Annotated in this window: 26 protein-coding genes, 1 other RNA gene and 2 pseudogenes; 3 read left to right on the plus strand and 26 right to left on the minus strand. The window is 36.1% G+C overall.

Annotation, left to right across the window (positions count from 1 at the left end):
* The first annotated feature begins 10 nt into the window (after window positions 1-10).
* Complete coding sequence (gene glpQ, locus H6622_07585) at window positions 11-997, plus strand: glycerophosphodiester phosphodiesterase (GenBank protein MCB9061367.1); 987 nt, start codon at window positions 11-13, stop codon at window positions 995-997.
* Between the two features lie 41 nt (window positions 998-1,038).
* Window positions 1,039-1,408: a transfer-messenger RNA gene (gene ssrA, locus H6622_07590) on the plus strand.
* A gap of 656 nt (window positions 1,409-2,064) precedes the next feature.
* Here the strand turns inward: ssrA and H6622_07595 are convergent.
* From H6622_07595 to H6622_07690, 20 genes and pseudogenes are all read right to left on the minus strand, one after another.
* Window positions 2,065-2,265, minus strand: a pseudogene (locus H6622_07595) (recombinase zinc beta ribbon domain-containing protein).
* Window positions 2,266-2,763 (minus strand): annotated as a pseudogene (locus H6622_07600) (recombinase family protein).
* Window positions 2,764-3,149: 386 nt separating this feature from the next.
* Complete coding sequence (locus H6622_07605) at window positions 3,150-3,395, minus strand: XRE family transcriptional regulator (protein ID MCB9061368.1); 246 nt, start codon at window positions 3,393-3,395, stop codon at window positions 3,150-3,152.
* Window positions 3,396-3,398: 3 nt separating this feature from the next.
* A complete protein-coding gene (locus H6622_07610; protein MCB9061369.1) occupies window positions 3,399-4,061 on the minus strand; it encodes a hypothetical protein in 663 nt (220 codons plus the stop codon).
* Between the two features lie 186 nt (window positions 4,062-4,247).
* On the minus strand, window positions 4,248-4,607 hold the full coding sequence (locus H6622_07615) for a hypothetical protein (GenBank protein MCB9061370.1): 360 nt from the start codon (window positions 4,605-4,607) through the stop codon (window positions 4,248-4,250).
* Window positions 4,604-5,359, minus strand: coding sequence for a hypothetical protein (locus tag H6622_07620; protein ID MCB9061371.1), 756 nt, complete (start codon window positions 5,357-5,359; stop codon window positions 4,604-4,606). The genes H6622_07615 and H6622_07620 overlap by 4 nt, the downstream gene beginning before the upstream one ends.
* On the minus strand, window positions 5,356-5,805 hold the full coding sequence (locus H6622_07625; GenBank protein ID MCB9061372.1) for a hypothetical protein: 450 nt from the start codon (window positions 5,803-5,805) through the stop codon (window positions 5,356-5,358). The genes H6622_07620 and H6622_07625 overlap by 4 nt, the downstream gene beginning before the upstream one ends.
* Window positions 5,806-5,879: 74 nt before the next feature.
* On the minus strand, window positions 5,880-6,689 hold the full coding sequence (locus H6622_07630; protein ID MCB9061373.1) for a hypothetical protein: 810 nt from the start codon (window positions 6,687-6,689) through the stop codon (window positions 5,880-5,882).
* A gap of 7 nt (window positions 6,690-6,696) precedes the next feature.
* Complete coding sequence (locus H6622_07635) at window positions 6,697-8,151, minus strand: hypothetical protein (protein ID MCB9061374.1); 1,455 nt, start codon at window positions 8,149-8,151, stop codon at window positions 6,697-6,699.
* A complete protein-coding gene (locus tag H6622_07640) occupies window positions 8,144-8,866 on the minus strand; it encodes a TrbI/VirB10 family protein (GenBank protein MCB9061375.1) in 723 nt (240 codons plus the stop codon). The genes H6622_07635 and H6622_07640 overlap by 8 nt, the downstream gene beginning before the upstream one ends.
* Before the next feature lie 209 nt (window positions 8,867-9,075).
* A complete protein-coding gene (locus tag H6622_07645; protein MCB9061376.1) occupies window positions 9,076-9,798 on the minus strand; it encodes a hypothetical protein in 723 nt (240 codons plus the stop codon).
* Window positions 9,785-10,372 (minus strand): hypothetical protein, encoded by a 588-nt coding sequence (locus tag H6622_07650; protein ID MCB9061377.1) that lies wholly within the window; start codon window positions 10,370-10,372, stop codon window positions 9,785-9,787. Before H6622_07650 ends, H6622_07645 begins: the two co-directional genes overlap by 14 nt.
* A complete protein-coding gene (locus H6622_07655; protein MCB9061378.1) occupies window positions 10,359-11,330 on the minus strand; it encodes a hypothetical protein in 972 nt (323 codons plus the stop codon). The genes H6622_07650 and H6622_07655 overlap by 14 nt, the downstream gene beginning before the upstream one ends.
* Window positions 11,330-12,016 carry a hypothetical protein gene (locus tag H6622_07660; protein ID MCB9061379.1) on the minus strand — a complete coding sequence of 229 codons (687 nt, stop codon included), beginning with the start codon at window positions 12,014-12,016 and terminating at the stop codon, window positions 11,330-11,332. The genes H6622_07655 and H6622_07660 overlap by 1 nt, the downstream gene beginning before the upstream one ends.
* 11 nt (window positions 12,017-12,027) lie before the next feature.
* Window positions 12,028-14,448 (minus strand): ATP-binding protein, encoded by a 2,421-nt coding sequence (locus H6622_07665; protein ID MCB9061380.1) that lies wholly within the window; start codon window positions 14,446-14,448, stop codon window positions 12,028-12,030.
* The gene (locus H6622_07670; GenBank protein MCB9061381.1) at window positions 14,438-14,755 is read right to left on the minus strand and encodes a hypothetical protein; all 318 of its coding nucleotides are present in this window, start codon (window positions 14,753-14,755) and stop codon (window positions 14,438-14,440) included. Before H6622_07670 ends, H6622_07665 begins: the two co-directional genes overlap by 11 nt.
* Window positions 14,755-15,063, minus strand: a complete 309-nt coding sequence (locus H6622_07675; protein ID MCB9061382.1) for a hypothetical protein — start codon at window positions 15,061-15,063, stop codon at window positions 14,755-14,757. The genes H6622_07670 and H6622_07675 overlap by 1 nt, the downstream gene beginning before the upstream one ends.
* On the minus strand, window positions 15,056-15,400 hold the full coding sequence (locus H6622_07680; GenBank protein ID MCB9061383.1) for a hypothetical protein: 345 nt from the start codon (window positions 15,398-15,400) through the stop codon (window positions 15,056-15,058). The genes H6622_07675 and H6622_07680 overlap by 8 nt, the downstream gene beginning before the upstream one ends.
* 68 nt (window positions 15,401-15,468) lie before the next feature.
* Window positions 15,469-15,813 (minus strand): hypothetical protein, encoded by a 345-nt coding sequence (locus H6622_07685; GenBank protein MCB9061384.1) that lies wholly within the window; start codon window positions 15,811-15,813, stop codon window positions 15,469-15,471.
* Between the two features lies 1 nt (window position 15,814).
* On the minus strand, window positions 15,815-16,003 hold the full coding sequence (locus tag H6622_07690) for a hypothetical protein (protein ID MCB9061385.1): 189 nt from the start codon (window positions 16,001-16,003) through the stop codon (window positions 15,815-15,817).
* Window positions 16,004-16,228: 225 nt separating this feature from the next.
* Between H6622_07690 and H6622_07695 the strand changes: the two genes are divergently transcribed.
* On the plus strand, window positions 16,229-16,609 hold the full coding sequence (locus H6622_07695) for a hypothetical protein (protein ID MCB9061386.1): 381 nt from the start codon (window positions 16,229-16,231) through the stop codon (window positions 16,607-16,609).
* 4 nt (window positions 16,610-16,613) lie between these two features.
* Here H6622_07695 and H6622_07700 read toward each other — a convergent pair whose 3' ends face one another.
* Genes H6622_07700 through H6622_07725 form a run of 6 tightly spaced genes read right to left on the minus strand, consistent with a single transcriptional unit; the run spans window position 16,614 to window position 22,584 of the window.
* Entirely contained in the window at window positions 16,614-17,141 is a 528-nt protein-coding gene (locus tag H6622_07700) for a hypothetical protein (protein MCB9061387.1), read from the minus strand.
* Window positions 17,141-17,491: a hypothetical protein gene (locus tag H6622_07705; protein ID MCB9061388.1), complete on the minus strand. Its 351-nt coding sequence runs from the start codon at window positions 17,489-17,491 to the stop codon at window positions 17,141-17,143. Before H6622_07705 ends, H6622_07700 begins: the two co-directional genes overlap by 1 nt.
* Window positions 17,488-18,288 carry an alpha/beta hydrolase gene (locus H6622_07710; protein ID MCB9061389.1) on the minus strand — a complete coding sequence of 267 codons (801 nt, stop codon included), beginning with the start codon at window positions 18,286-18,288 and terminating at the stop codon, window positions 17,488-17,490. The genes H6622_07705 and H6622_07710 overlap by 4 nt, the downstream gene beginning before the upstream one ends.
* Window positions 18,288-19,643 carry a sigma-54-dependent Fis family transcriptional regulator gene (locus H6622_07715; GenBank protein MCB9061390.1) on the minus strand — a complete coding sequence of 452 codons (1,356 nt, stop codon included), beginning with the start codon at window positions 19,641-19,643 and terminating at the stop codon, window positions 18,288-18,290. Before H6622_07715 ends, H6622_07710 begins: the two co-directional genes overlap by 1 nt.
* Window positions 19,640-21,040, minus strand: a complete 1,401-nt coding sequence (locus H6622_07720; protein MCB9061391.1) for a HAMP domain-containing histidine kinase — start codon at window positions 21,038-21,040, stop codon at window positions 19,640-19,642. The genes H6622_07715 and H6622_07720 overlap by 4 nt, the downstream gene beginning before the upstream one ends.
* Window positions 21,013-22,584 (minus strand): ABC transporter substrate-binding protein, encoded by a 1,572-nt coding sequence (locus H6622_07725; GenBank protein MCB9061392.1) that lies wholly within the window; start codon window positions 22,582-22,584, stop codon window positions 21,013-21,015. The genes H6622_07720 and H6622_07725 overlap by 28 nt, the downstream gene beginning before the upstream one ends.
* Between the last annotated feature and the right edge of the window lie 480 nt (window positions 22,585-23,064).

The following is a 23,064-nucleotide window of genomic DNA, read 5'->3' on the forward strand; positions in this document are numbered from 1 at the left end:
TGAGACATTTATGAAATTTCCATTTCTAATTATTATGATCCTCTTTCAAAGCTGTTCTACTTATAAAAAAGTAATAATTGCTCATCGAGGTGCAAGTGGTTATTTGCCTGAACATACTCTAGAAGGTGTTGCAATGGCACATGCATTTAATGTCGATTTCATAGAACCAGATTTAGTTCTTACAAAAGATAACCAGCTCATAGTTAGACATGACATCTTTCTTGAGACCACAACAAATGTTGCAAAATTATTTCCAGATAGAAAAAGAGCTGATGGAAGGTATTATGCAATCGATTTTAATCTTGATGAAATTAAGAAATTATCTGTACATGAGCGAACAAAAAAAGATCTAGTGAACGTGAATTATGACAAACGTTTTCCTTTATATAAAGAAAATCATTTTAAAGTACCGCTCTTTGAAGATTATATTAAACTTGTAAAAGGATTAAACAAAAGTCGTAAAATGAAAATAGGGATTTATCCTGAATTAAAGTCACCACAATTTCATCTTGATGAAGGGAAAGATATTTTTAAAATTTTTCATAACAAAATTTCGAAACTAAACTTAAATAAAAATGATGGTTTTTTGTACTTACAATGTTTCAATAGCGATTTCCTCAAAAGATATTTCGACAACTACAAACCTCAATTTCCGTTAATTCAATTAATTGGTGAAAATTCTTGGGAAATTTCAAAAACTGATTTTGATTTTTTAAAAACAATTGAAGGAGTTAAGTTTATGAAAACTTATGCAAAAGGAGTCGCCGCGTGGATTCCACAGGTTGTAACAATTGATTTAAAACAATCTCAATTTCTCAAATACCTTAAACAAAACCATCTGATTATTCATGTTTACACTTTAAGAAAAGATGAGCTGTACAATCCTTTAAAAACATTTGAACAGCATGTTGATTTTTTATTTAAAAAAATAGAGGTTGATGGAATATTTACTGACCATGCTGATTTAATAACATCTTTAGATAGAATTAATATTTGATGACCGATAAGAAAAAATCAGTTATGTTTGCGTTTCATTTAGGGGGTGTCATGGTTTCGACGGGGCAGTCGAACAGCATCCGGGCGTGTCCAGGTTGGTCTCCAAGGTCCTGGTAAAAAGGAGTCCAAACAATAAGTGCAGATTCACACTATGAATCATATGCTCTAGCTGCTTAATAGCACTCTAGACTTTGAGGCCGGTAGTGCCAATAAACAGAATCTACCAAAACTGATAAACTAGCAGCTTAACTCAGTTTCGTAGGTGTCGGGTCTCTACGTTAAAAAGCACCGAGTTTTGCTAGTAGTACAAAACTAGACAGTCTTGTTAGCTGACCATAAATGCTAACTACACACGTAGGCCGCTGCTAGGAAATTGTCTCGGACGTGGGTTCGATTCCCACCACCTCCACCAAATCTTATGCTGGACGAACCATCGTCCATTAAAAAGCCGCCTAGATAGGTACCTATCCCAGCGGCTTTTTTTATTTCTGCCATCTTTTCACCACAATCGGCTCCACCAAATGAAGCTGCTAATGGCCTACCAAGTTTACGAAAAGGGAGAACGACTCCTGATTGACCCTTGTGGGCTTCTCTGACTGCCTCTGACTGTCGTTCTGATCCCCAAAAATCCACCATAATGACATTTTCTGGGTTCAAATGAATAGTCTTAACGATATTTCTCAAAATCTCACGTTTCTTGGCCAGATTTGCCTTTCTAAAACGCTCACTTCTGAGCAAATCAATTCCACCCAACAAATAATCAACGTCGATCTCTCGCTCTTGATCAGAATCCAGTTTCTGTTTAAGTGACTCCACTTCTTCTTTCAAAAGTGACAATTTCTTTTCAGAATCTTCCAGTTTGCTAATCAAACTATTTAGTCTAGCCGCGTTTGAATTAGTGGCCATAATTGTAACAAGCTGATCAATTTCAGATTGAGTTTTTTCAAGCTCTTTTTCTTTCATCTTAACTAGTGATTGATTTACTTTAGGGCGTGAATTATTCATGTCCTTTAGTGTTTCAACGAAATGCTCTTTCATTGCTTGGTTATTTAAAAATGAAAAAGCCTGTTTTTTGATAAGCGTTTCTAGTTCAACAGCAGGGTATCTTTTAATACGACAAGAAGATGCACCTTTATGCCCGTAATAAAAATGAGTGCCATTTCTACCATTTCCAGATTGTCCAAATAAAGGAGAACCACACTCATCACAAGTTAAAAGACCTGAAAAGATAAAATCATGCTTTGGAGCCGACTTAACTTGTTTGTTCATGTTCAATCTATCTTGAACCTGTTTGAACAATTCCTCCGTGATAATTGCTTCCCATGAAGCATCTACCAAATAATATTGTTCTTCAGGCTTTAGAAGATCAGAATCTACATCTTTATTATTCTTATTTATTTCTCTTTTACCGATGTAAGCAGGATTTGTAAGAGTTCTCCAAATATGATCGTGATTAAATGGATTGCCACCTTTTAGCTGACCATTTTTTCCAACCCATGATTTATTAACAAATCCGCGACTATTTAATTCATTCGCAATAGCTGAAATACTTCCCAATTCAAAATATAGACGGAATATTTCTTTAACAAGATTGGCTTCTTTTTTATTGAGAATTAGTCGTCCAGAATTCTTAGTGTCTTTGTCGTACCCTAAAAAAGGATGGCCACCATTCAATAGTCCACGAAGGGCGCGAGCATGAAAGTTGTTTTTAATCCTCTCGGCAGTCAATTCTCTTTCAAACTGAGCTAGGGCCATAATGATCGTCATAAAAACACGGCCAGCAGGACTTGTTGTATCAAAATCATATTGAAGACAAATAAAGTCGCAGCCAAGTTTTTCAACATCATTGATGAAATTTAGAAAATCTGCAACAGAACGACTCAAACGAGAAAGCTCTGTCACCATAACAGTATCAATTCTTTTCTTTTTAATATCCGCTAAAAGTCTTTGAAACTCAGGGCGATCTGTATTTTTACCTGAATAGGCCTCATCTTTATAAAGATCGACGACTTTTCCCCATTTACCATTTTCATAGCGGTTCTTCTCTTCAACTTTCATTCTTAGACGTTGAATTTGAGAGGTAATCGAACCTTCTTTATTTTTTGCCTGTTCATCTGTCGATACACGACAATAAATAGCAATTTTTCTCATAACTAATCCTTACTACGCTTGATAATGACATCAACATCAAGACCAATGCCGTTAGCAATTCTTACTAACTGGTCAATGCTGACGCCTCTTTCTGTTCCTCGAAGAATCTTATTAACATTTCTTCGATCAAGCCCAATCATTCGAGCGACTTCACCTTGTGACAAATTCTGCTTTTCCATTTCTTTTAAAATGGCTAAAGTCAGTTTTTCTTTCAATTGAATAACACTAATTAAATAATCACTTTCCATAACTTAATTATAAAACCTAATATTTGCTAAGGCACCAAATTCAAATAATGCTGTATTTCCAACTGACCCCACTAAGGGAGTTATAGGGAGCACTAAAAACTCTTTATCATTCATCGCATATTGAAGTGCCGTACTGTTTACCTGAACTCCTTGGCTAATCAAAAAGTTTAGATGGGCCACAACATCAATAATGATTATATCTTCAACGGTATTAACTTGTTTATTTAATCTTGGTTGATATACATGATCTAAGGCAATTTTTTGAATTAATCCTTGAGGTGGATAAATTCTACTGGTGTCAGTTTCAAGAGAGTATTGGTACCTAATTATTCCATTGTTAAAATTATTAATCATATTAAATTGATTCGTATCAATTTCAGCAATGATCGTATTAAAATTTGTAAAGCTTCCAGAAGAGAGAGTTCTATTTTGAGGCCCCTTCGCAAACATCTCTGCTACATTTATATCAGAACTAAACGATAAAAAGTGGGTTTGCCCCCAGCTAGTAGTAATATGTTGTTGTAGTGAGTTTATAAATGGCTGCTGACCTAATGCTAATGGATTTCCAGAATTTATTAAATTAGTAAATAATCCCTCTTTGCGAGTGAGAGAAGTAACCAATTGGCGTTGTAGCCTAGGATCAGAATCACCTCGATATAAAATCATAATAAACCTCTTACTCAAAAGACTAGCGTGATATATCACGCTAGTCAAGTGGGAAATACTTTTATGAGATCAATAACTTAACTTGCCGTGCTGGCCAAATTAGGGAAAATTAGCTGACAAAGCACTCTAAAACGCTGCTTTTCAGCCTCAATGTCCTGTGGGGTATAGCGCACGACGATTTTGAAATCATTCAGGCAGACTTTCTTCTGCGATCCTTTCTTTTTTGGCTTTTTTGACATTGGTTCGCTTGTTCCTCATTTGGATTTTCTGAAGAGCATTGGCCAAAATATCGGCTGCATTATCAGAACTCTGAATTTTAGTTGCTAAATCTCGTAAGTATTCTTTTGAATTGAAATGATCCTGAATAATTTTATCCTTTTTCTTTTCAAAAGATTCCTTCTTGAAACCTTCAACAATCCAAGAAACGAGTCTGGATGGGTTTATTTTTACAAAATCACCGCTATCTTTTAACTCTTGTAACATTTCAGTTAATGCCTCTTGTGCATTAGTATCTAGTAAAACTCTGAACTGTGTTTGCTTATTCATTTAACCTCTCTTGGATACTCAACAACAACGCTGGCCTTAAATTCAATCTTGTCTTGGTTTGGAATCTGTCTGGAACCTGTAGGCCCTCCCGATGAAAACGATCTCTGGCCTTGACCATCACATCTGCCGAAACCTAAGAAACCAGTTTGAACATTTCCATTTACTGACTCTGGGGTGACAATCAGAAATACCTCACTACTTTCTGAGAGCATTTCGTTAGATAGTTTAAACCTAGAAACAATTTTAGCTCCCTGATGATCCGAAATAATGCCAATGGGGTAAGTATTATTTCCAATTTTAAATTTTACGGAAATATTTTTTGCGTCTTCATCAAATAAAAAAGGACTTTTAACATTATCCATCTGCTCTCTATATTTGTGAGTGCAAGTGCCGCGATATTCATTTTCAAAGCATTCCATTAATTTTGGAGTAAGGCACATTCTACAGATCGGATCACGAATACAAACTCTTTTCGTCCATCGAGATTGGTAATTCCGATCAATGATATTTGTAAACTGAGGTGTATATCTTGTGCCAACAAGATATAGCTCAATAATGTTCCCGGCCTGTTGCTGTCCTAGCGACACATGATTATTTAAAATTTCTGATTCAAGCAGGATTTTTCTTCTGGCGGCATTTTCAATTTGAACATCGTCTTTTACTTCAGGAGGATTTTCTTCATCCCAAAAGTTTCCACAACCAACAAGAGACAACATGAACAACAACCCAATACTAGATGTTAAGTTTCTCATTTTTTAGCCTTAGGAGGATTGGGAACCCACTGAGGCTCTTCTGTGATAACCCAGATACGATGTCCCTCAATTAATTTCTTCCCTTGCACTTGGGTATCAATCCACTGTGCTTCAACTTTTGGAACCGTAAGGCCCGGCCCAGATGAGTTTTGGTAACCAGAAGGAGTGGAGACATTAAATTTTTCTAAATTAAAGAGAGTCTCTCTTCTTACTCGGTCGTCGCGTTTATCCATTCCTTTGTGCAAAAAGTAACTAGCAATACCTCCGATGGCACCACCAATTAGTGCGCCTTGAAGAGCTGCTTGGCCCTTATTGCGATCTGCTAGTGACGATGCTCCTATTGCTCCTGTCGCTGCACCTGTTCCTGCTCCAACAATTAAAGATTCTCTCATTGTCGAACAACCAACCATCGAGACCATTATCATGGTCAAAACTAAAATATTCATCAAAATTCTCCTTAGTATCAAAATCCCTTGATTGAACTTAAAAACCTTACTTGTGATATAGTTATTACAGCTAGTTAGAAGGTTTTTGCTACCAACGCATTGGTAGCTTGTTGGTAGTTATAATCATGGAAATTGAGAGTAAATGTTTTGCCACTGACATTTTTAAAAGTGGCTGAGCTACTGTGTTTAAAAAATTCTTTCTTCAAACAAAAATATACTTTTTGTGCGTATCTTTGTGCCAATTCAGTTTCAATTCTCATTAGTCCTTTAAGGATTGTGGGGTTGTCACAAACGTAAAAAACAACATCGACATCTTCCTCCAAATGGTAATTCAATAAATATTCAGACCATCGACCAGATTCTTTCTGTGAGCGTTCATATTCAATAGCAATTTTAAATTCTTGATTTTCGATCAAAAGCGAAAGAAAAATATCACTGTTCAATCTTTTGAATGGATCAAGTTTAGGGTTTAAATCTCCATGATCAATTCCCTGAATTTCATTCTCAAACTTAATTGATTTCAGACTTCTAGATTTGATTAACTTGAAATAAATTTTAGCCACGCCTAAATCATGCACTGGATTGGAGCATTTAAGTTCTTTTCTAACAATCTTCCCAGATAAATAATCCTCGATTTCCTGCAAACCATTTTCTGTAATGTTATATAAAGGCTTTAATGCGATACCATTAAAATGCGCGCGTTTTTCAATGTAATTACCAATTACTAGGCGCTGGATTCTCTTGATGACAGTGGATTTATGCAAATCTTTGAAGTGATTATCCATCAGCAGATCAAGATCAAGACCTTTACTTAAAAATAAATCTCTAAGTAAAATACGGTCTCTCTCTCTTAAAACGACATTCCATTTTTTCTTTTTTTTCAAAAGATGGTTAGTTTTCGTCTGGAATTTGTGTTTTCTTGCCTAGATTTTCTCCATCAGAAATGTCCATCATTGGCCGAAAGCATGGATAGTTTGAACTAAATTTCTCTTGTAAGGCTTCGACTTCATTTTTTAGTTCGTCATCATCTAAAAATGGAGCCTGTATCTCAAGAAAATCATTTCCAGATGCCCATACTGCGCGACCCTTAATGTCTGGCAATTCAAATGCTTTTTTATTGCCTAAAACAGTCACTGAGTTAGTCATCGTGTTCATTCTAAAACAAACTCGTCCACCAATGTTTTCTTGAACTTTAGTATCAATAGTTTCCTTTGATACCTTTTGGGTAGCAAAAATAAGATGAATTCCTGCGGCACGTGCCAGCTTGGCCAGTTCATCTGTATATTCTCTTGCGGTATTTATCAGATGTGCCTTAGTTGCATTGGCTTTTACTTTTGAATAGAGAACAGAGGCCTCATCAATTCCAACAACAATTTTGTCCATTTTGTCCCTTGCTGGAATAATTTCTTTATTTCCTGTCTTTTCCAAATACTCAAAACGTCTATCCATTTCATCTTTGATTTTCTTTAGCATTTGACAAGCTTCGGCCTCGGTCTTAGCGATCCTCACATTTGGCAATTCTCCAAACTCTTTCATCTCAACACCTCGCTTTAAATCTAAAAGATAAAGCTGTAGCCTTGGCGTCGATTTAAGAAGGCTCACAAGTGTTTGTTTAAAAAAGACACTCTTACCACCACCTGTTGTTCCAGCTATTAGCAAATGTGGTAGTGATTCTAAAGTCCTAGTCACAACTCCTTTCATTGATTCACCAATAATAAAAGAGTGCGGTTTCACAAGTTGCGCTTCAACATCATGGTACTTAACAAGCTTTGGAAGTTTTCGCTTGGTAAGATACAAAATGATAATTTGTGGATTTCCACCGTTGGCAATTGAATCAACTTCCTCTGCAAATGATGCTTCGATGTCACTTTTTTTCTGTTGGTATTTATCTATGCCAATCCCAACTGATTTTATAACTAGCGTTGTCTTAAACTCATCGACGTTATGGACTGAAACAACTCTAAAAAAAGCTCCTTCAGCACCATTTAATCCGATTCGGTTCAGTTTTTTTTGAAATTCCTGAATCAGCTTAAAGTCATGAAGGCCAACCAAAATGGAACTAAATAACAAAGTTACAAATAGAAAGACAAAGAAGAAAGCTTCCCAAGGTATCTTGTAAAGAACATTTACTAGAAACGTTGGAAGTTCATTTTGTATTCCTAAATGAGTCGCCCACAAAAATCTGTGATCAAAAGTTGTCGTACCAGTGATCAGAGCCACTGATATTGCTAAAAGATAACAATCCTTTCTGTTTCTCCACAATTTTTTTAGACCAAGCCAAACGCATTGAGATAAAGAGTCAACAATCTTAAAAAACTTGTTATCCTCTGTTTTTGAACTACTCATTTTCACCGCCAAATGCTGAAGTTAAACTGATAATTAAGTCAGTACCAGCTTCTAGCGTGATGTAAGGAGGAGTTTGGGCCATGGCTTCTGCATGTCTTGCGGCTTCCATATCAGTCACTTTAGACACGCCTTGGAATACTGCATTTCTCATTGTTGGTTTAGGAGTAGTCGCACCAAAATCTCCATGAGCAGTCTTTTCTGTTAGTACATCTGTCATGCTAGAGACCATTGTTAAACCAAGTGTTCCTGCTATCCGAATTCCAGTTTCAGAATGAACCTCTCCAATAACACCATTTGAATAGTCAGCGCTATCTAATGCGATGGCCATTATTGCTTTTTCTTCTCCTGTGGGACTAATTGATTTATCAAAAGTCAGATAGATTCTTTCGCCTTTACCGGAATAATTGGCCTTTCCAATAAGCATGGAATTCTTTTCAATAAATTGATCTCCTTTAAAGTTTGCTCCATAAGGCAAAAGAACTTTAACTTGTGAGGTTAAATCTCGTGAGTCAATTGCAGATAAGAGTTTGCCAATGATATTTGAACCATTTGGAAGAACTTTTTTTGATGATTTATCATCGCTTCTAACCAACACTTGCTTTGCTCGATATTCCAGCTTGCTTTGTTGAAGCCCACCAGAACCTTGATTAGATTTTTTCATTACAGGTGGCACTTCATTTTGAATAGGAATCATTTCAATTTCAGTACTCGTCAATTGAGGCTGCTCTTTATGGCCATCAATTAAGCTCTTATCTGTCTTTTGGGAGGTTCCTACTGGTGGTGAATCAAAGACAATAGCAAAAATGGTATAGGTTAGCCCCAGAATGAAGGCTAAAATACTTCCAATTTTTTTCAGGTTAAATCTTCTTTTTCCGCCATCTGTAGTGAACGCGAATCTCTCAAACCATCCAGATTTTTTCTCTGTTATAAATATTTCTCCTCAACGATTTGTTTTGCTTCTAGACCTTGATACTTAATATTCAGAGTGAAACTCCTTTTAGATGGAAGCTTTATTAAAAGGCGAACTGTTGCCTTATGATTTCCTTCTTTTTGATCAATTATTACTTTGTTCTCGCCATAGGTTTTATTCCCTTGAGAGTGCATGAATTTGAGATCATTTACGTTTATGATTTCCTTTTTTAGATGTTCAACTCTTAGGTCAAGAATATAAAGCTTGAGTGAATCATGAAACTGGATTTTATCTGATGTCACAAGTAACTTATCACCAATTGCCTTTTTAAAACTAAACGTATTCTTCTGCTTAGGCCTAGATTCATGCTTTGGAATAATTGGAGATGGCCTCCAACCACGCTTTACTATAACTAAATCGTCATAGTGAGCATCACTATCTACGCTTAGAATCAGTCCATAGGTATTGTATTCACCATATACAAACAAGTTAGTCTTTGCCGTTCCTAGAGGTTGAATGGTTACATCATTATCAATGAATTCAACATTGAAATAATTTTGATTTCCAATGACCACTTTCTTAGGTTTTTCCAAAAAACGCAAAACTGTAGATTGGCCCATCTTAAGATTAATATGACCCATTTCGTTTGAGTTTATGTAAAGATCACGAACCTTTGCATGGGAGATGCTCGCAGCGAAAAAGGTAAATAACAAAATCAATATATTATTTATTCTCATGCTCAATGACTCCGTTGACCAAGATTCCATAAGGGTTCCATCTAGAAGCTTTATCTTTGATTAATTGAAAACTTGCTTCAGTTGGCACGATTAAAGGGATACCATTGAATCGGACAATTTTATCAAATTTTGCAAGTGCTTCTTTGTCATTTACGATGATCTCAATATTTGCGACGTACTGATCAATTTTTGATAATTGCGATTCAGTTTTATCTCTCTTAATTTCACCTTCAAGAGCCTGAAGATATCCATCTGTTGAAAGAGGTGCAATATTCCGTAAGGTTCCTCCGAGATCATCTTTTTTAATTTGATATCTAAGATTGATGAACTCTTTTAAAAAGACTTTAACATCTTCTTGGTTTGGGCCAGCACTTAAATACCTTCCAACGACATAGGACTTACTCTGACCCGTATCTTGAACCACGATTGGATCAGGATTTAGGATAACAAAAATTAGAATCATCATCAGTAATGTTACTAATCCTAAAAATATAGTTGCGATCTGATATAGTTTCAGCTCTTTATTAATTCCCAGCCATTGATTGATTGGTGAAAAAATTTTATTTTTTATCATTATTTCTTCCTTTGTTAAAATTTGGACGTAGTACATTTGGAGGATCAACGTGACGTTCAGGTTTGCGCCAATTTTGAATCCTATTATCTATTCTTTCCTTGGCCATCTGGAGATTTTGTCCAATGGGACGACTAATTTTACCAAATGACGATTTCAAACCATTTGATCCCTGAATCATTAAATTCTTGCCGTTTTTAACCGCCATGCTTTTAATAAATGCACCTGTCGCCGCTGTAGGTACTGCTGCTAATGCTGATGCTGCCCCTGACATTCCATCATTGATTAGGGATTTAGTTGCAAATGGAATAAAGAGCATAGAGACACCAATACAAAGATTAATCAGAATTGATGTCAAAAAGTTATCCCAATTTCCTACTTGTGGAGCGGTTGCCAATTTTAAAAGCATTATCGCTAGAATTGACCATAGCACTTTCCAAACCATGACATTGATCAATCCTTTATAAAGATTAGATGTCACAAAAGAAGTTGATCTTGAGATGTACATTAGAATCATCAGCGGCGAGCAGACGTACAATACTGACCATACATAATGGATAAGTACATTAGCGACGAAGACTCCAAGGTAGGCCACGATATATGAAACTAGACTTAGAATAAAAATAATGGCTTCTCGAAACTTAAGCCAGCTAACGCTATTGTCTTCGTAGTTCTTGCCAAGTTCTCCCATTAAATCCCATAGGCTTTTAACCCCATTGATTTTGTCTGTAATCCCATCACCAACCATTGCAATGAGATTCATAGTCTCGTTGAAAGAGAAGAGTAGGATCATTGAAATCACAGCTCTTCTAATGATATCTCCTGCATTTGGATTTCCTTCTGGCATTTTGAAAAATTCAAAGACAATCAATAGAACACAAAATGGAACTATTAATATCCAATAAATTTGCAAAATCTGAGCGTGAAGCTCCCTACATACCTCTGGTAAATACTCAAACATTAGAATCGAGGTAGGTTAAAATCGCCACGAAAGCTCGTGAGACCACTTTTCAAATCTTGCTTAACTTTTTGATGACCAAGAACTGAATCTTTGCCATCTTTGTTATTCAGGGCCAGTGACTCACTTTGTAGCTTGAGCATTTGTCCATTTACTCTTAATAGCTGATTAAGAGTGTGAAGAATTTGGGCATTTACTTCAGCATTCATTCTAGCAGCACCCTTAGGAGAAGCTTGTCTACTTTGAATTGAAATTTTCACAGCATTTTCCTCTTGAAGACGGCTGTACTCTTTTGAAGCATTAACCATTTTCAGACTTTCAGCGACACTTTGGTCATGAAGAAGTTGCAATGCAGCCTCTTCGCTCTTTGGAATTGCCCCATAAATCTGATTAACTGAGTTCATTGCTGTTTGAAATGATCTTAATTCATCTAAAATCCTTTCATCCTTAACAGGTAGCGAATTCATAAGACCGATGGAGTTCTCAATACCTTGATTAATTAATCGAATGTATTGATCACTATTCTTTGCTGTATCAATCATTAATTTTAATTGCTGATAACGACGAATATTTTCCGTCAATATCTTGGCCAAGTATGCAGCATTGGCCCATCCCGCGCCACCATCACCCCAAAATGCCCTAGACTCAAAAGGAGTAAAAGCGATTGATGAGATAATTATTCCAACCATCAATTTATTTCTTATGATGCCTCCTTTGTTTTGTTTGCAAGTTTTAATAAAATTTCAATTTTGGATAAGTTAGGAAACTGCGTTTGCAAGTCTTGTATTTGAGACTTGTCGTGGCCATCACTTGTGCAAATCCAATAGCTCAGTGGGTCTGGTGTTAGTCTTAAAACAGAACGATTTTCATCTTGAAGAAAATAAAACTCTGAATATTTTCCTTTAACTATTTCTAAGCTTTTTATCACTTCAATTTCGTTATCATTTAAGTCCATTGCTTCTTGAAAATCTTTCCAATCAATTTTTCTCTGTCTTAAAACAAAAATGCTTGTAGTGTTTGGGAAAATCGCATTTTTAATTTCCTGACTTGAGAGGAAATCTTTATAGTTTTGACTGATACACCAAATTCCACCATTGAATTTTCTAAATGTACGGTAAGCCTCTAGTGTAAAACTAAGCCCACTTTTTGTTTCAAACAATTTCCAAGCTTCATCAATAATAAGCAGATAAGGACGTTTCAAGTCATTTGCTGCCTCATTTTTTATGAAATCAGTCAAAAGGAGTAGAAACACGTTCTGTAGGTCTGGATAAGTATCCAATCCTTTAATTTCAATTGTTACTAAATCCTTTGAGAGCTGAATATTAGTATGACCATCAAGCATTTTTCCGTAAGCTGTTTGGCCCGTCCATGAGTACAAAACTTCAGAATAGTCCTTTAATGCCTTATTGGGGTGAGACCTTAACGTTTCTTTGAAATCTGAGAGTGTAGGTGTTTTTTCTTTGCAACGGTTGTAAGTCAAAAAGATAGCTTCTTCTAATAACGCCTTTTCACGTTTGGGTAGTCCGTTTGAATCATCTTCCTTGATGATGGATTCGAGCGCACCTAGGATCAGTTTTACTTTCGTTGGTGAAGGTAATTTCTCTCCTTTAGGTAGATCAAACATATTAAGACATATACTTGAATCTAGATTCAAATTAATGAATTCACCATCTAAAACATCAAGCAATGTTTCAGAAGAGGCACCGTTATCAATCCACACAATTTTTGGAGTTGGACTCTGCCCGTAAAATTGCAACATAAGCTGAGATATCGTAAAACTTTTACCGGCTCCCGAGCCTCCAAAGATGAGTCCATTCCAATTTGGTAGTTCTTTTGCAAACGGATCAATAGAAAATAAAACGCTATCTCTGTTTGGAAGCAGACAAACTGGCTTTTTATTTCCTCTCCAATAATCAAACATTGCCGTAAGGTGGGAGGCATTACTTGATTTAACCTTCTTCTCTCTTGAAAAGTCACAAACTCCAGGGGCATTGTTAAAAAATAGGTCAAGAGTTGGTAATGTTTCAATCACCCCCTCGCAGCCACCCATTTGTCGTAATGCTTTTAGGATTTCATCTCCCATTTGATCAAGTTTTTCTTTATCTTTTGCGGAGTAGTAAATACTCGTCTCCATTGAGATAAGCTTTTCTGATCCTTCAAGAAGTTCACGGATAAGGCCTTCAATCTGTTCTAACTGAGACTCGGATTCGATATCAGTAACGTGACCATTTCCTGATGCCATACTATTGGTAAGTCTTCTCTGAACCTGTAATCGGTCAGCTTCTTTTTTCTGCTCTAAAACCTTATATGTTTGAACTATTTTGTAATGAAATGGAAGTTTTGTTAAAATTTCTGCCATCGCTGCCTGTGTTTGTCCCTCAGGTAAGGTTTTTAAACTCACACAACGGGTATGGAGATTTCCTATCTTAAGCGAATCATTATCTACAAGCACATCCGTTAATGTCACCTGAGATGAAAAGCTTTGCTGATTAATTTCTGAAAATTCTCGTAATTTGGGGATTCCAATTCTTTCACTGCGATCTGAGTTAAAATACTCAAAAACAAAATTAAACCATTGCTCAGAGCTTAATCTTGATGGATTAAAGCTCATTTGTCTTAAGCTGGATTCAATCGTTTTAATCTGTCTTTCAAAAGAGAATAGATTTGATTGAAATGATTCCTGAGCGATCTGTTCAAATTGTTCATGCTTTTGCCAAAATTTCTTTTTAGACATTTGCTTATTTTGGCTTCTCACAAAAACGTAGAGGTCGGGATTATAGAATCCTCCATCATTCGCTATTTGTTCAAACTGATCAAAGCGAGCCTTAGAAATTGGTTTATAAATTTCTAACGATTCTGAAGATGCTTTTTTATGAGCTTCTAGAATTGATTCAATATTGGCTTTTACATCATAGACTAATTGAATTTTTATTCCCTCATCTAAGGAAACTAAAAGTGTTTCAAATTTTTTACTTAGATTGTTAATAGCCTCATTTGAAGCAGATGTGATATCAGCTCCCTCGATTTTAAAACCTAATCCTAATGAACCATCCATAAAAACCATATAGTCATGATGGAAGTGCCAATATGGTAGTTTGTTCGCTAGATTGTTACTCGACATATATTTTCCTATTACGTTTTGTTTCTGAATGATCAATCTCACCAGCACTTAAATGGCCCGGTTCCATGTGAAAGCGGACTAAGTGGATCAAATAATTTTCAGGCTTATTTCTTTTTATAAAAAATAAAACTAAGGCCATGATTATTGGAATCACAAACACCATGACCGTTCCAAATGGTGTTTGACCGAATATCAAATTCATTATTGCCGCAAAGAGAAGGACAAAAAGAAGATCATGGGCCTCAAGGCCCACGATCTTGATTTTTGCATCTAATCTTCGATGAACAGTAGATGAGTTTAATTCCATTATTGACCTGCTGCTGACTGGAACCAGCCAATTATATGTGGTGCCATGAACCCGATAATTGAGCAGACAATCACCATGATGATTCTACCTTTTGCAGCTCCATCACCAGTAAGTGCAAGAATAACAGCATAGACAAGCCCCAATACGCTTACTAATGGAAGAATCACAGTAATGAGCTTTGTCGTAAGCCCTTGCATTTTTGATTCAAAGCCACCTGCAAATTGTGCGTGAGCAAGATCAGGCATGAAAGCAATAAATGCAACAAGTGCAATCATAAACGCCATTGAAATCATGTTTTCCTTATTCATTGTTCATCCCCATAACTAAAGTTTTTGAATAAGGCCCAAAATCAACATAGACATCACCCTTAGTTTGTTTTGACGAATAGCCTTCGCCAATTACTTTTCGTTGATGAAATTTTCCATCTTTTTTAATAACAACTTCAGCACGGTAGAGAATATCTTCGCTTTGAGATCCCGTCGGCTTTAGGTAATATTGAGTGTCTGGGTGGATATCGAGTTTGAGGCGATATTCTGCAAACTTCTCATCATAAAAAGCGACTCCAGCAGGTAGATTCTTATTAGTGTTTTTGTCATACCACCATAGAAGTAGTGGCTTAGTTTGTTTTACTTGTTCTGTTTTCATATTTTCTCCAAAATTAATTTAAAACTTTCCAATTCCAACCAACGAGTTATTTATTTAACTGAACCCTCCTAGGCACATTCTGGTTCTTGTAAATTAATAAAATCATTTCTCAAACGATCTAAGGCCGATGAGAGCATCTTTTTTACTGCTACAGATGAAATGCAAAGTGCCTTTGATATTTCATATTCACAAAGGCCTTCCCAGAACTTTAGATAAACAACAGCGAGTTCACCTGTTGGTAGATTTGCTACTTTTTCTCGAACAATCTCTGATTCAAAATCATTAAGTTTTAATTTTGAAAATGCGACTTCTTCGCACTTGGTAGACTCTTTCAAATAGTCATTTTGAACCTGCTGATCCATACGTTTTTGAATTTTGTGAGTAGGCCAGACTAATTCCGTTTGCTTTTTCATTTTATAATCCTTTATTGTTTGACAGGTGGCTTTTGGCGGCCAAGTAAAGATGTTGCGCTTTGATTTCATTCAAGCGATCTTCGTTGATATCTTTTCTTAGAAACTTTCCGACTGAAGAAAATATTTTTCCAATGATACGAATTGGAAAAAGAATCTCTTCTTTTAATTTTGATTTACCCAATATACTCATGACTCCTCCTCGAAGCATTTAATTGCCTTCCTGTGGAGTACATATTTCACGAGCTGTGCCAGACTTGGCAATTTAGGTTTTTAGAATGATTTCAGTTGTTTGAGTTAATAAGAGAGAATGAAAAATAGTAGCAGAAATAGAAGCGCTACTGTGGTCACAATAGTAGCACTACCAATGAGATGACTTTTTCAATTTTAAATATATAATTATAGAAAAAGGATTTTTATGATTATTGAACTGAAAGATGTTTTGCTCCTTGTTGTGGGTCTAGCTCTTGGACTTTTACTTGGGATTGCTATCTATTGGCTTCCTCTAGGTCAATTTAAAAATGAGCTTCGCGCCCTTTGGAATCTAACTCGAAAACGATTTAGACAAGGAGATAAAGTAAGAATTAAATCTGGAGTAGATTTAAAGCCAATTGATTCACGACTTGATATTGCGACAACAGGTGGGAATGTTCAGGATATGCTTGTTTGGAACGATGAAGGTATCTCTTGGCACCACACTCCAAATGGCTGGATTCGAGCAAGAGTGATTCATGTAGCAAAAGAATCTGAAGAGATCAGTCCTGTGTATAAAGTATCACATCTTGATATCGCTAAATAATGGTTTAACTATAAATGATTTTTGCTTCAGTTTTTGCCCTTTTTATATAAAGGGCAATGGAAATTATAAATATAATAAAATTAGAATGATTGATTAGGGCCATTCCAACCTCAGACAATACGTATCCCACATACATCGGGTGGCTGACCCATTTGTAAATACCACTTTTCACCAGTGACCTTTTTGCTGGTGAAATGCCGATGGAAGTTCCTAGCTCAATTGTTGCAAGAGCTACGAATAGAAAACCAATGATGGCCAATATATCAGATGCAAGAAGTATTTCTTTTGTCGTATGATCTGGCCCAAAGTACAAAAGTGGCATCGCTGATGATAAATATGCCGTGAAAGAAACAAGTTTCCCTGACGTTATTTGAGCAGACTCTCTTTTAAGAAAGAAATAGCCAGCGACAAAATCACGAAGCACCAATAATAAGAAAAAAATGAGATGAGTTTGCTGCCAGCGATATAAGGCCAGCAAGCCAAACCCAAACATCATTATTGATCCTAAATATTTTCCCGCATCTTTAGTCATTAGATTCCCGGTTCTGATCGTTCTCTTAAACTTGTGAACTCAGGCATTTTGATCACCCTAATAAGAGCATCTTGACCACCAATAGCTTCAATGTATCGAAGGGCGTGTCTTGCGAACGCTTCTTTAAATTGTTCCTCTGTTTTGATTTGAGGAAGAGTGGCATCTTCTTGACTTTCTTCAAAAGTAAAGCCTTGAGTATCTACTTTTTGTTTCATCTCAATCAGTCTCATGATTGCGGCTTCTTCAGCTTCAACCGAAAGAGGCTCTGAATCTTGAGCATAACTGTAGATCGTTTGTGAAATGGCACCCATTGCCAATAAAACAGATAATAGTCTTAACATCTTTTTCATCTCTTTTCTCCAATCTCTTTAATGAATTGCTTAATCACTTCAGCCACTTTTTTGGGTTGATCAAAGTGAACGAAGTGACCAGCATCTTCTACTGTTACAGTTTTAAAATCTCCTGCTTCAGCATCTTTTGTAAGTATGTTGAATGGGAGAAGTTTATCTTCAAATCCTAAAATAAATAATTTATTAAGTTTCACGTTTTTAATCCCTGCTAATAATGATTCCTTTGTGGCGGATTCGCTTCGAGCAGCAAGGTATGATTTTGCACAGACCGAATCATCTAGGATCATATTCTTACCAGAAATTACGTTTGAATTTGTAAAATAGAGGTCTCCATAAAAGGCGAACCATTCTTTATAGATTTCATCAATTGGATCATTCTTGAATTTTTCATTTATGATTATACTTTCAGGATTTTGGATTTGATTAAAGCCAACACTTGCAGCATCAAAAACACTCTCGGAAAATGGTGCCGCAATACAAATCAATGACTGAACTAAATTTGGGAATTGAACTACTAAATCCGTTGCGATTATTCCTCCAAACGAATGGCCAACAATGATTGGGTTTTCAATCTTTTCGATTTCTTCTTTTAATTCTTTTAATTGGGTCGCATAACTAAAATCTTGGTCACTACTTTTTTGTCCATCTGTACCGCTGGGATAGTAGTAATACACATTCACAGTATCTAGGAATTCAGTAATTTGATTGAATGATATAGGCCCAAGCCCCGGCCCTCCGGGGACAAAGACAATATTTTTTGTGCTGTTAGATTCTTTTATAAGTTTAATCGTTGCCATTATATTCCCTCGATTAAGACTGCTGTAGGCCTTCCAGCTCCACGAGATTCAATTATTTCTCTGAGCTTGTACTTATTGATATGCCTATGCAATGTTGTCTTATGCATTTCCAAAAGCGATGCGGCTAAAGTTCTATTCCATTTAGCTCTTTGTAAAGCATCAATGATTTGCTCAGGCCCATAATCTTTTGTTTCATTCGCAGGTGATACTTTTACGTCCTTAGCATTAAGTGCCTCAATCGCTGATCTGTGATCAAGGCATTTTCTTTTTGAGAAAACTACAATGCGTTGAATGACATTTGATAATTCTCTTACATTTCCATCCCATTTATGACCTTTTAAAACTTCAAGACCAGATTCTTCAATTCTAAAATATTCTCCATTGTTGAAGTCTTGGATAAACATTCTTGAATAGAATTCTATATCTTCAGGTCGTTCTCTTAATGCTGGAATCCTGAATGTGAAAGCATTTAATCGTTGAAAAAGATCGAGTCTGAATTGCTCATCAGAGATCATTTTATCCAAATCGCGATGTGTAGCTGCAATAAAGCGTAAATTAATTTTTTTAGGACTTAATCCTCCCACTGGTAAAACTTCTTTTTCTTGTATAACCCTTAGAAGTTTTGCCTGAATAGCGGCACTACAGTCTCCAATTTCATCTAAAAAGAACACTCCGTTATGAGCTTGTTCGAGTAAACCAGCTTTATCTGAAATTGCTCCCGTAAAGGAACCTTTTTTATGTCCAAATAACTCGCTCTCTGCCGTTTCTCTAGGAATGCTGGCCATATTGGCAGCAATTAGTTTTTGCCCAAGTCGTGATCCAATGTATTTTGCTAAGAACTCTTTACCAGTTCCAGATTCGCCTAGAATAAGGATGGGCGCAGCGCTGTTCGCCATTAAAACTTGATCCACTTTTAGAAGAAGGTTTTTCATTAGTGGTGATTGGGTTTTAAACTCAAAGTTTGAATTCCTATTGAGGGCAGATTTTCTCGCTAGAATACTGGCAACTGCTTGCCTAATTGAAGATTCAGAATCCTCATCTTTTGTGATGAAATCAACTAGATGCCTTCTTGTCGCTTCTACTACTCGTTTTGTATTTTGATCACTACTTAACACAATGATGGAGGTAAGTGGTTTTTCGTCTTGTATAAAATCAATGAGTGAAATTCCGTCTAGAGCTTGGCCTTCAAAATTTAGGTCAATGATCGCAGCAATAAAGTCATTAGTTTTGACTAGCGATTTAGCCTCATCAACAGATGATGCAATTTCAACATTGAACTCGTCTGATAATAGAAACTTATTGGTTTCTAAGATATCTCTATCGTCGTCTGCCAGTAGTATTGTCGGTTTACTCATACCGAAGCTCCTTGTAACTGAATTTCAAAACACGCACCACCCATTAGTGACTGCTGATAAATTATTTTTCCACCATGTGAGCGAATTATATGATTAGCACTCGATAGGCCAATACCCATTCTATCTGCCTTGGTTGATTTTCCTCTACCTTGTAAATGCAAGGAAGCGTCTTCTTGTTTAAGGCCTCTTCCATCATCACTTACTTTGATGCTTACAATTTTTTCAAAACTTGTGACATCAATAATAACTTCATTGTTTGCCGATTCAATTGCATTAGAAACTAAATTGCTGACGGCTCGACCAAGCATGACCGGATCATGTGGGATAAGGATATTCTTTTGAGCGATATTTGTTTTTACCTGTATATTGGGTCTGTCAAAAAGTGAGACTTGTGCATCATTTGCAGCCTTAACGACGGAATCAACTATGTCATTCTCTTTTAATGTTACATCAAGGGCCAGATTTGATCTTGCTGCTTTAACTTGTTTTAGGACTTGTTCGGCAAGTTCAACGATCCTCGTTAATGCCTTTTCCTTATCTTCAGATGTTGCACGCTCATGATTGAAAATCTTTATGTGATTACGAAGTGCAGTTACAGGAACATGTAGATCGTGGATCAGGTTCTTATAGGCTGTAGTCGCAAGTTCCTTTGCCTTACTTTTTGCAAGTTCTTCATTTGCGGAATTTAGACCTTCAAAAGTTTCGATAAAAGCAAATCGGATATTTTCAATTTCTTTAATGTTAGAATATTCAAAGCGACTTTCTTCAATGTGAGACTTCATTTCTCTTATGAAATTTTCTAGATTATTTAGAGGCAAAAGACTTTCTTTTGAAATTGAGATTACTTTTGATATTAGCCAATTCAATGCTAAAAAAGAGAAAACGAATACAGCAAGTGAAATTCCAATCGCGACATATAGGATGGAATTTAGATTTAAGTATGCAATCAGTTTTGCACCATTTGCATCAGGGCCATTTATTCGACTTACATTTGTCATGCTAATCAATTTTCCGTTGTTTAGCTTTAGATCAAGTATATTGATGTCTTTCAATTGCTCCTTAAGCTCAGTTCCTATTCGAGAAGAATCAAGTGATGATCCAATAATTTCATTATTTTTCGAGATGACCTCAATGGCAGAGCCGTGCTTGATTGAAACGGCCTTTAAAAAACGTTGAATTTCAGGGCCATCTTGAGTTTCAAGCAAAGTTGAAATATGTGGAGCAATAGATTCAATAAAACTCTTATCGGAGTCTGCATATTGAATAAAGATAATGGACGCAGTGATAATGGCACTTAATGCTGCGATCACAATTGGCAAAGCAATTTGATAAGGTACCATCTTTCTTTCAATATATTTTTTGAAGGAGATTATCTCTTGGCGGTTTTTGTTATCCACTCGGAGCCTCCTTTTAAGCAATTAGAATTAAAATTTACTTTTCTGTAATCTGTATATGCGACTGCAAGCAAGTTCGGTTTAAAACCTTCTACGCAGCGATGAACCCAATAGTGAGCACGGGAATGGAATAAATTAACAGAAAGTGTTTGCTCATCAATAAGATCAGCAAGTTTTTTCTGGATTTTCTGTCTTTCAATTCGATCTTTAGTGTCTCTACTTTTTACAATCAATTTGTCGATAACGGGGTTATTCAATCCACTAAAGTTATCAGGATTAGAAGATTCAAAATTATTTAGTAAAAACTCTGAGTCTGGATAATCAACAATCATGGAAACAAGAAATGCTTGCAGCTTCTTTTGGGAATAATCGGCGATCATTTTATCCCAATTGATAGCATTAACTTTTATATTCCAGCCTTTTGAAGATAGCTCATCTTCAAAGAACTCTGCCATTTCATTTGATCTTGCTAACTCCGCAGGGATGGAAATAGTAATTTGATCCTTTGGTGGATTTGCTAAACCGATATTTTTTTTCGAGCCGTTTTTCTTATGGCCCGGAAATGAAGGAGGAATATAACCAAAAGCTGGCTTTGCATCGGGATAAAATAACTTTCTAAATTTTTCTTTATCAATACTCTTCTCAAAAAGTTTTCTGACTTCGAGATCGTTAAAGGGCATTATTCTTGTATTAAGACCAATAATCCAAGTGTCTGCTACAACAGAACTAAAATCTTGCCCAATTTTAAATACCTCTTCACTCCCATTCATTGGCCAACTTGAAAGATCGTGGATTTCTCCTAGCATCGCTTTATCCATTGCTTTTGCTTGATCAATTGACATTAGCTGCATTTCTGAAATCTTTGGCATCATTCCATGGTATTGAGAGTGGCGAGCAAGATGTATTGAGTCGTTTTCAATTCCAACTATTTTAAAAGGCCCAGAGCCTATTGGCTTTTTGAAAAAGTCTTTATCTTCTAGATTCTTTGAAGGGAGAATTTTTGCAGTCCCACCAGCAAGGACATAAAGGATAGGAGGAAATGGCTTTTCAAGGTGAATCTCAATTGTATGTTCATCAATTGATCTTAAACCTTCAACCTTGCTGACAAGACCTTGATGATATTCTTTTGCTCCTTTAATAACATCATAGAATTTATAAACCACACTATCTTTACTCACATTACGAGTAAGAGATATGACAACGTCGTTAGCCGTTACGGTTTCACCGTTATGGAATTTTGCATTTGGATCAAGTTTGAAAGTTAGCATGAGTCCGTCTTTGCTTGTAGACCAAGACTTTGCAAGTCCTGCTTGAACACCATAATCATCTGTAAATCTTAGAAGTCCTTCATAAACTAATTCAGAAAAAATTAGAGATGCTCCATCATTCATTTTGATTGGATCATAAGAAACTGGCATCGAGTAAATTGCTTTCACAAAGATCGGCTGATCAATTTGCTCGATAAAATTTTTGGACTGTGAATCTTTTACTTTCGTGATTCCCAATCCCAAAATAGCTATGATAGTTAATCCAAAAACGAATTTCATTCGTACCTCAAAAAAGCAAACACCCCATGTGTTTAATTTAAGCATTGGCAAATATCGGGCCAATTGCTCCAATGACGCCAACCGTTGTATAAACTCTTTTTAAGTGAGTTTGGCAAAACCACTCTGTAATAATTACTTGAATCTAGAGATGCGATTGTCTTTTTAAATGGATTTTGAATCCAGAATGCACCACCAGTGATTGGAAATGGTAGCAAAAAGAATAGCAACTCCGTGCTACTGAAATAGTAGCGCTACTATTTCCGCTACTATTTTGATCATCAGACTTAATTCAAAATCACCCTTAATTTTCCATTTTTAGGAGCAAAATAAAGATTTCTTAACTGAGGTTGGCCTTGGCATCCAAAATGTAATGTCATTTCCGAAGTATATGACTTGAAGAGTAAATAAATTTCGATTTTCCATGTCATATTTAGTGGTAATAGCTTGTCAGAAGCGGTCTCAAATGGTCTAATTTTTATG

Source organism: Halobacteriovoraceae bacterium (genome assembly GCA_020635115.1).
Classification (GTDB): domain Bacteria; phylum Bdellovibrionota; class Bacteriovoracia; order Bacteriovoracales; family Bacteriovoracaceae; genus JACKAK01.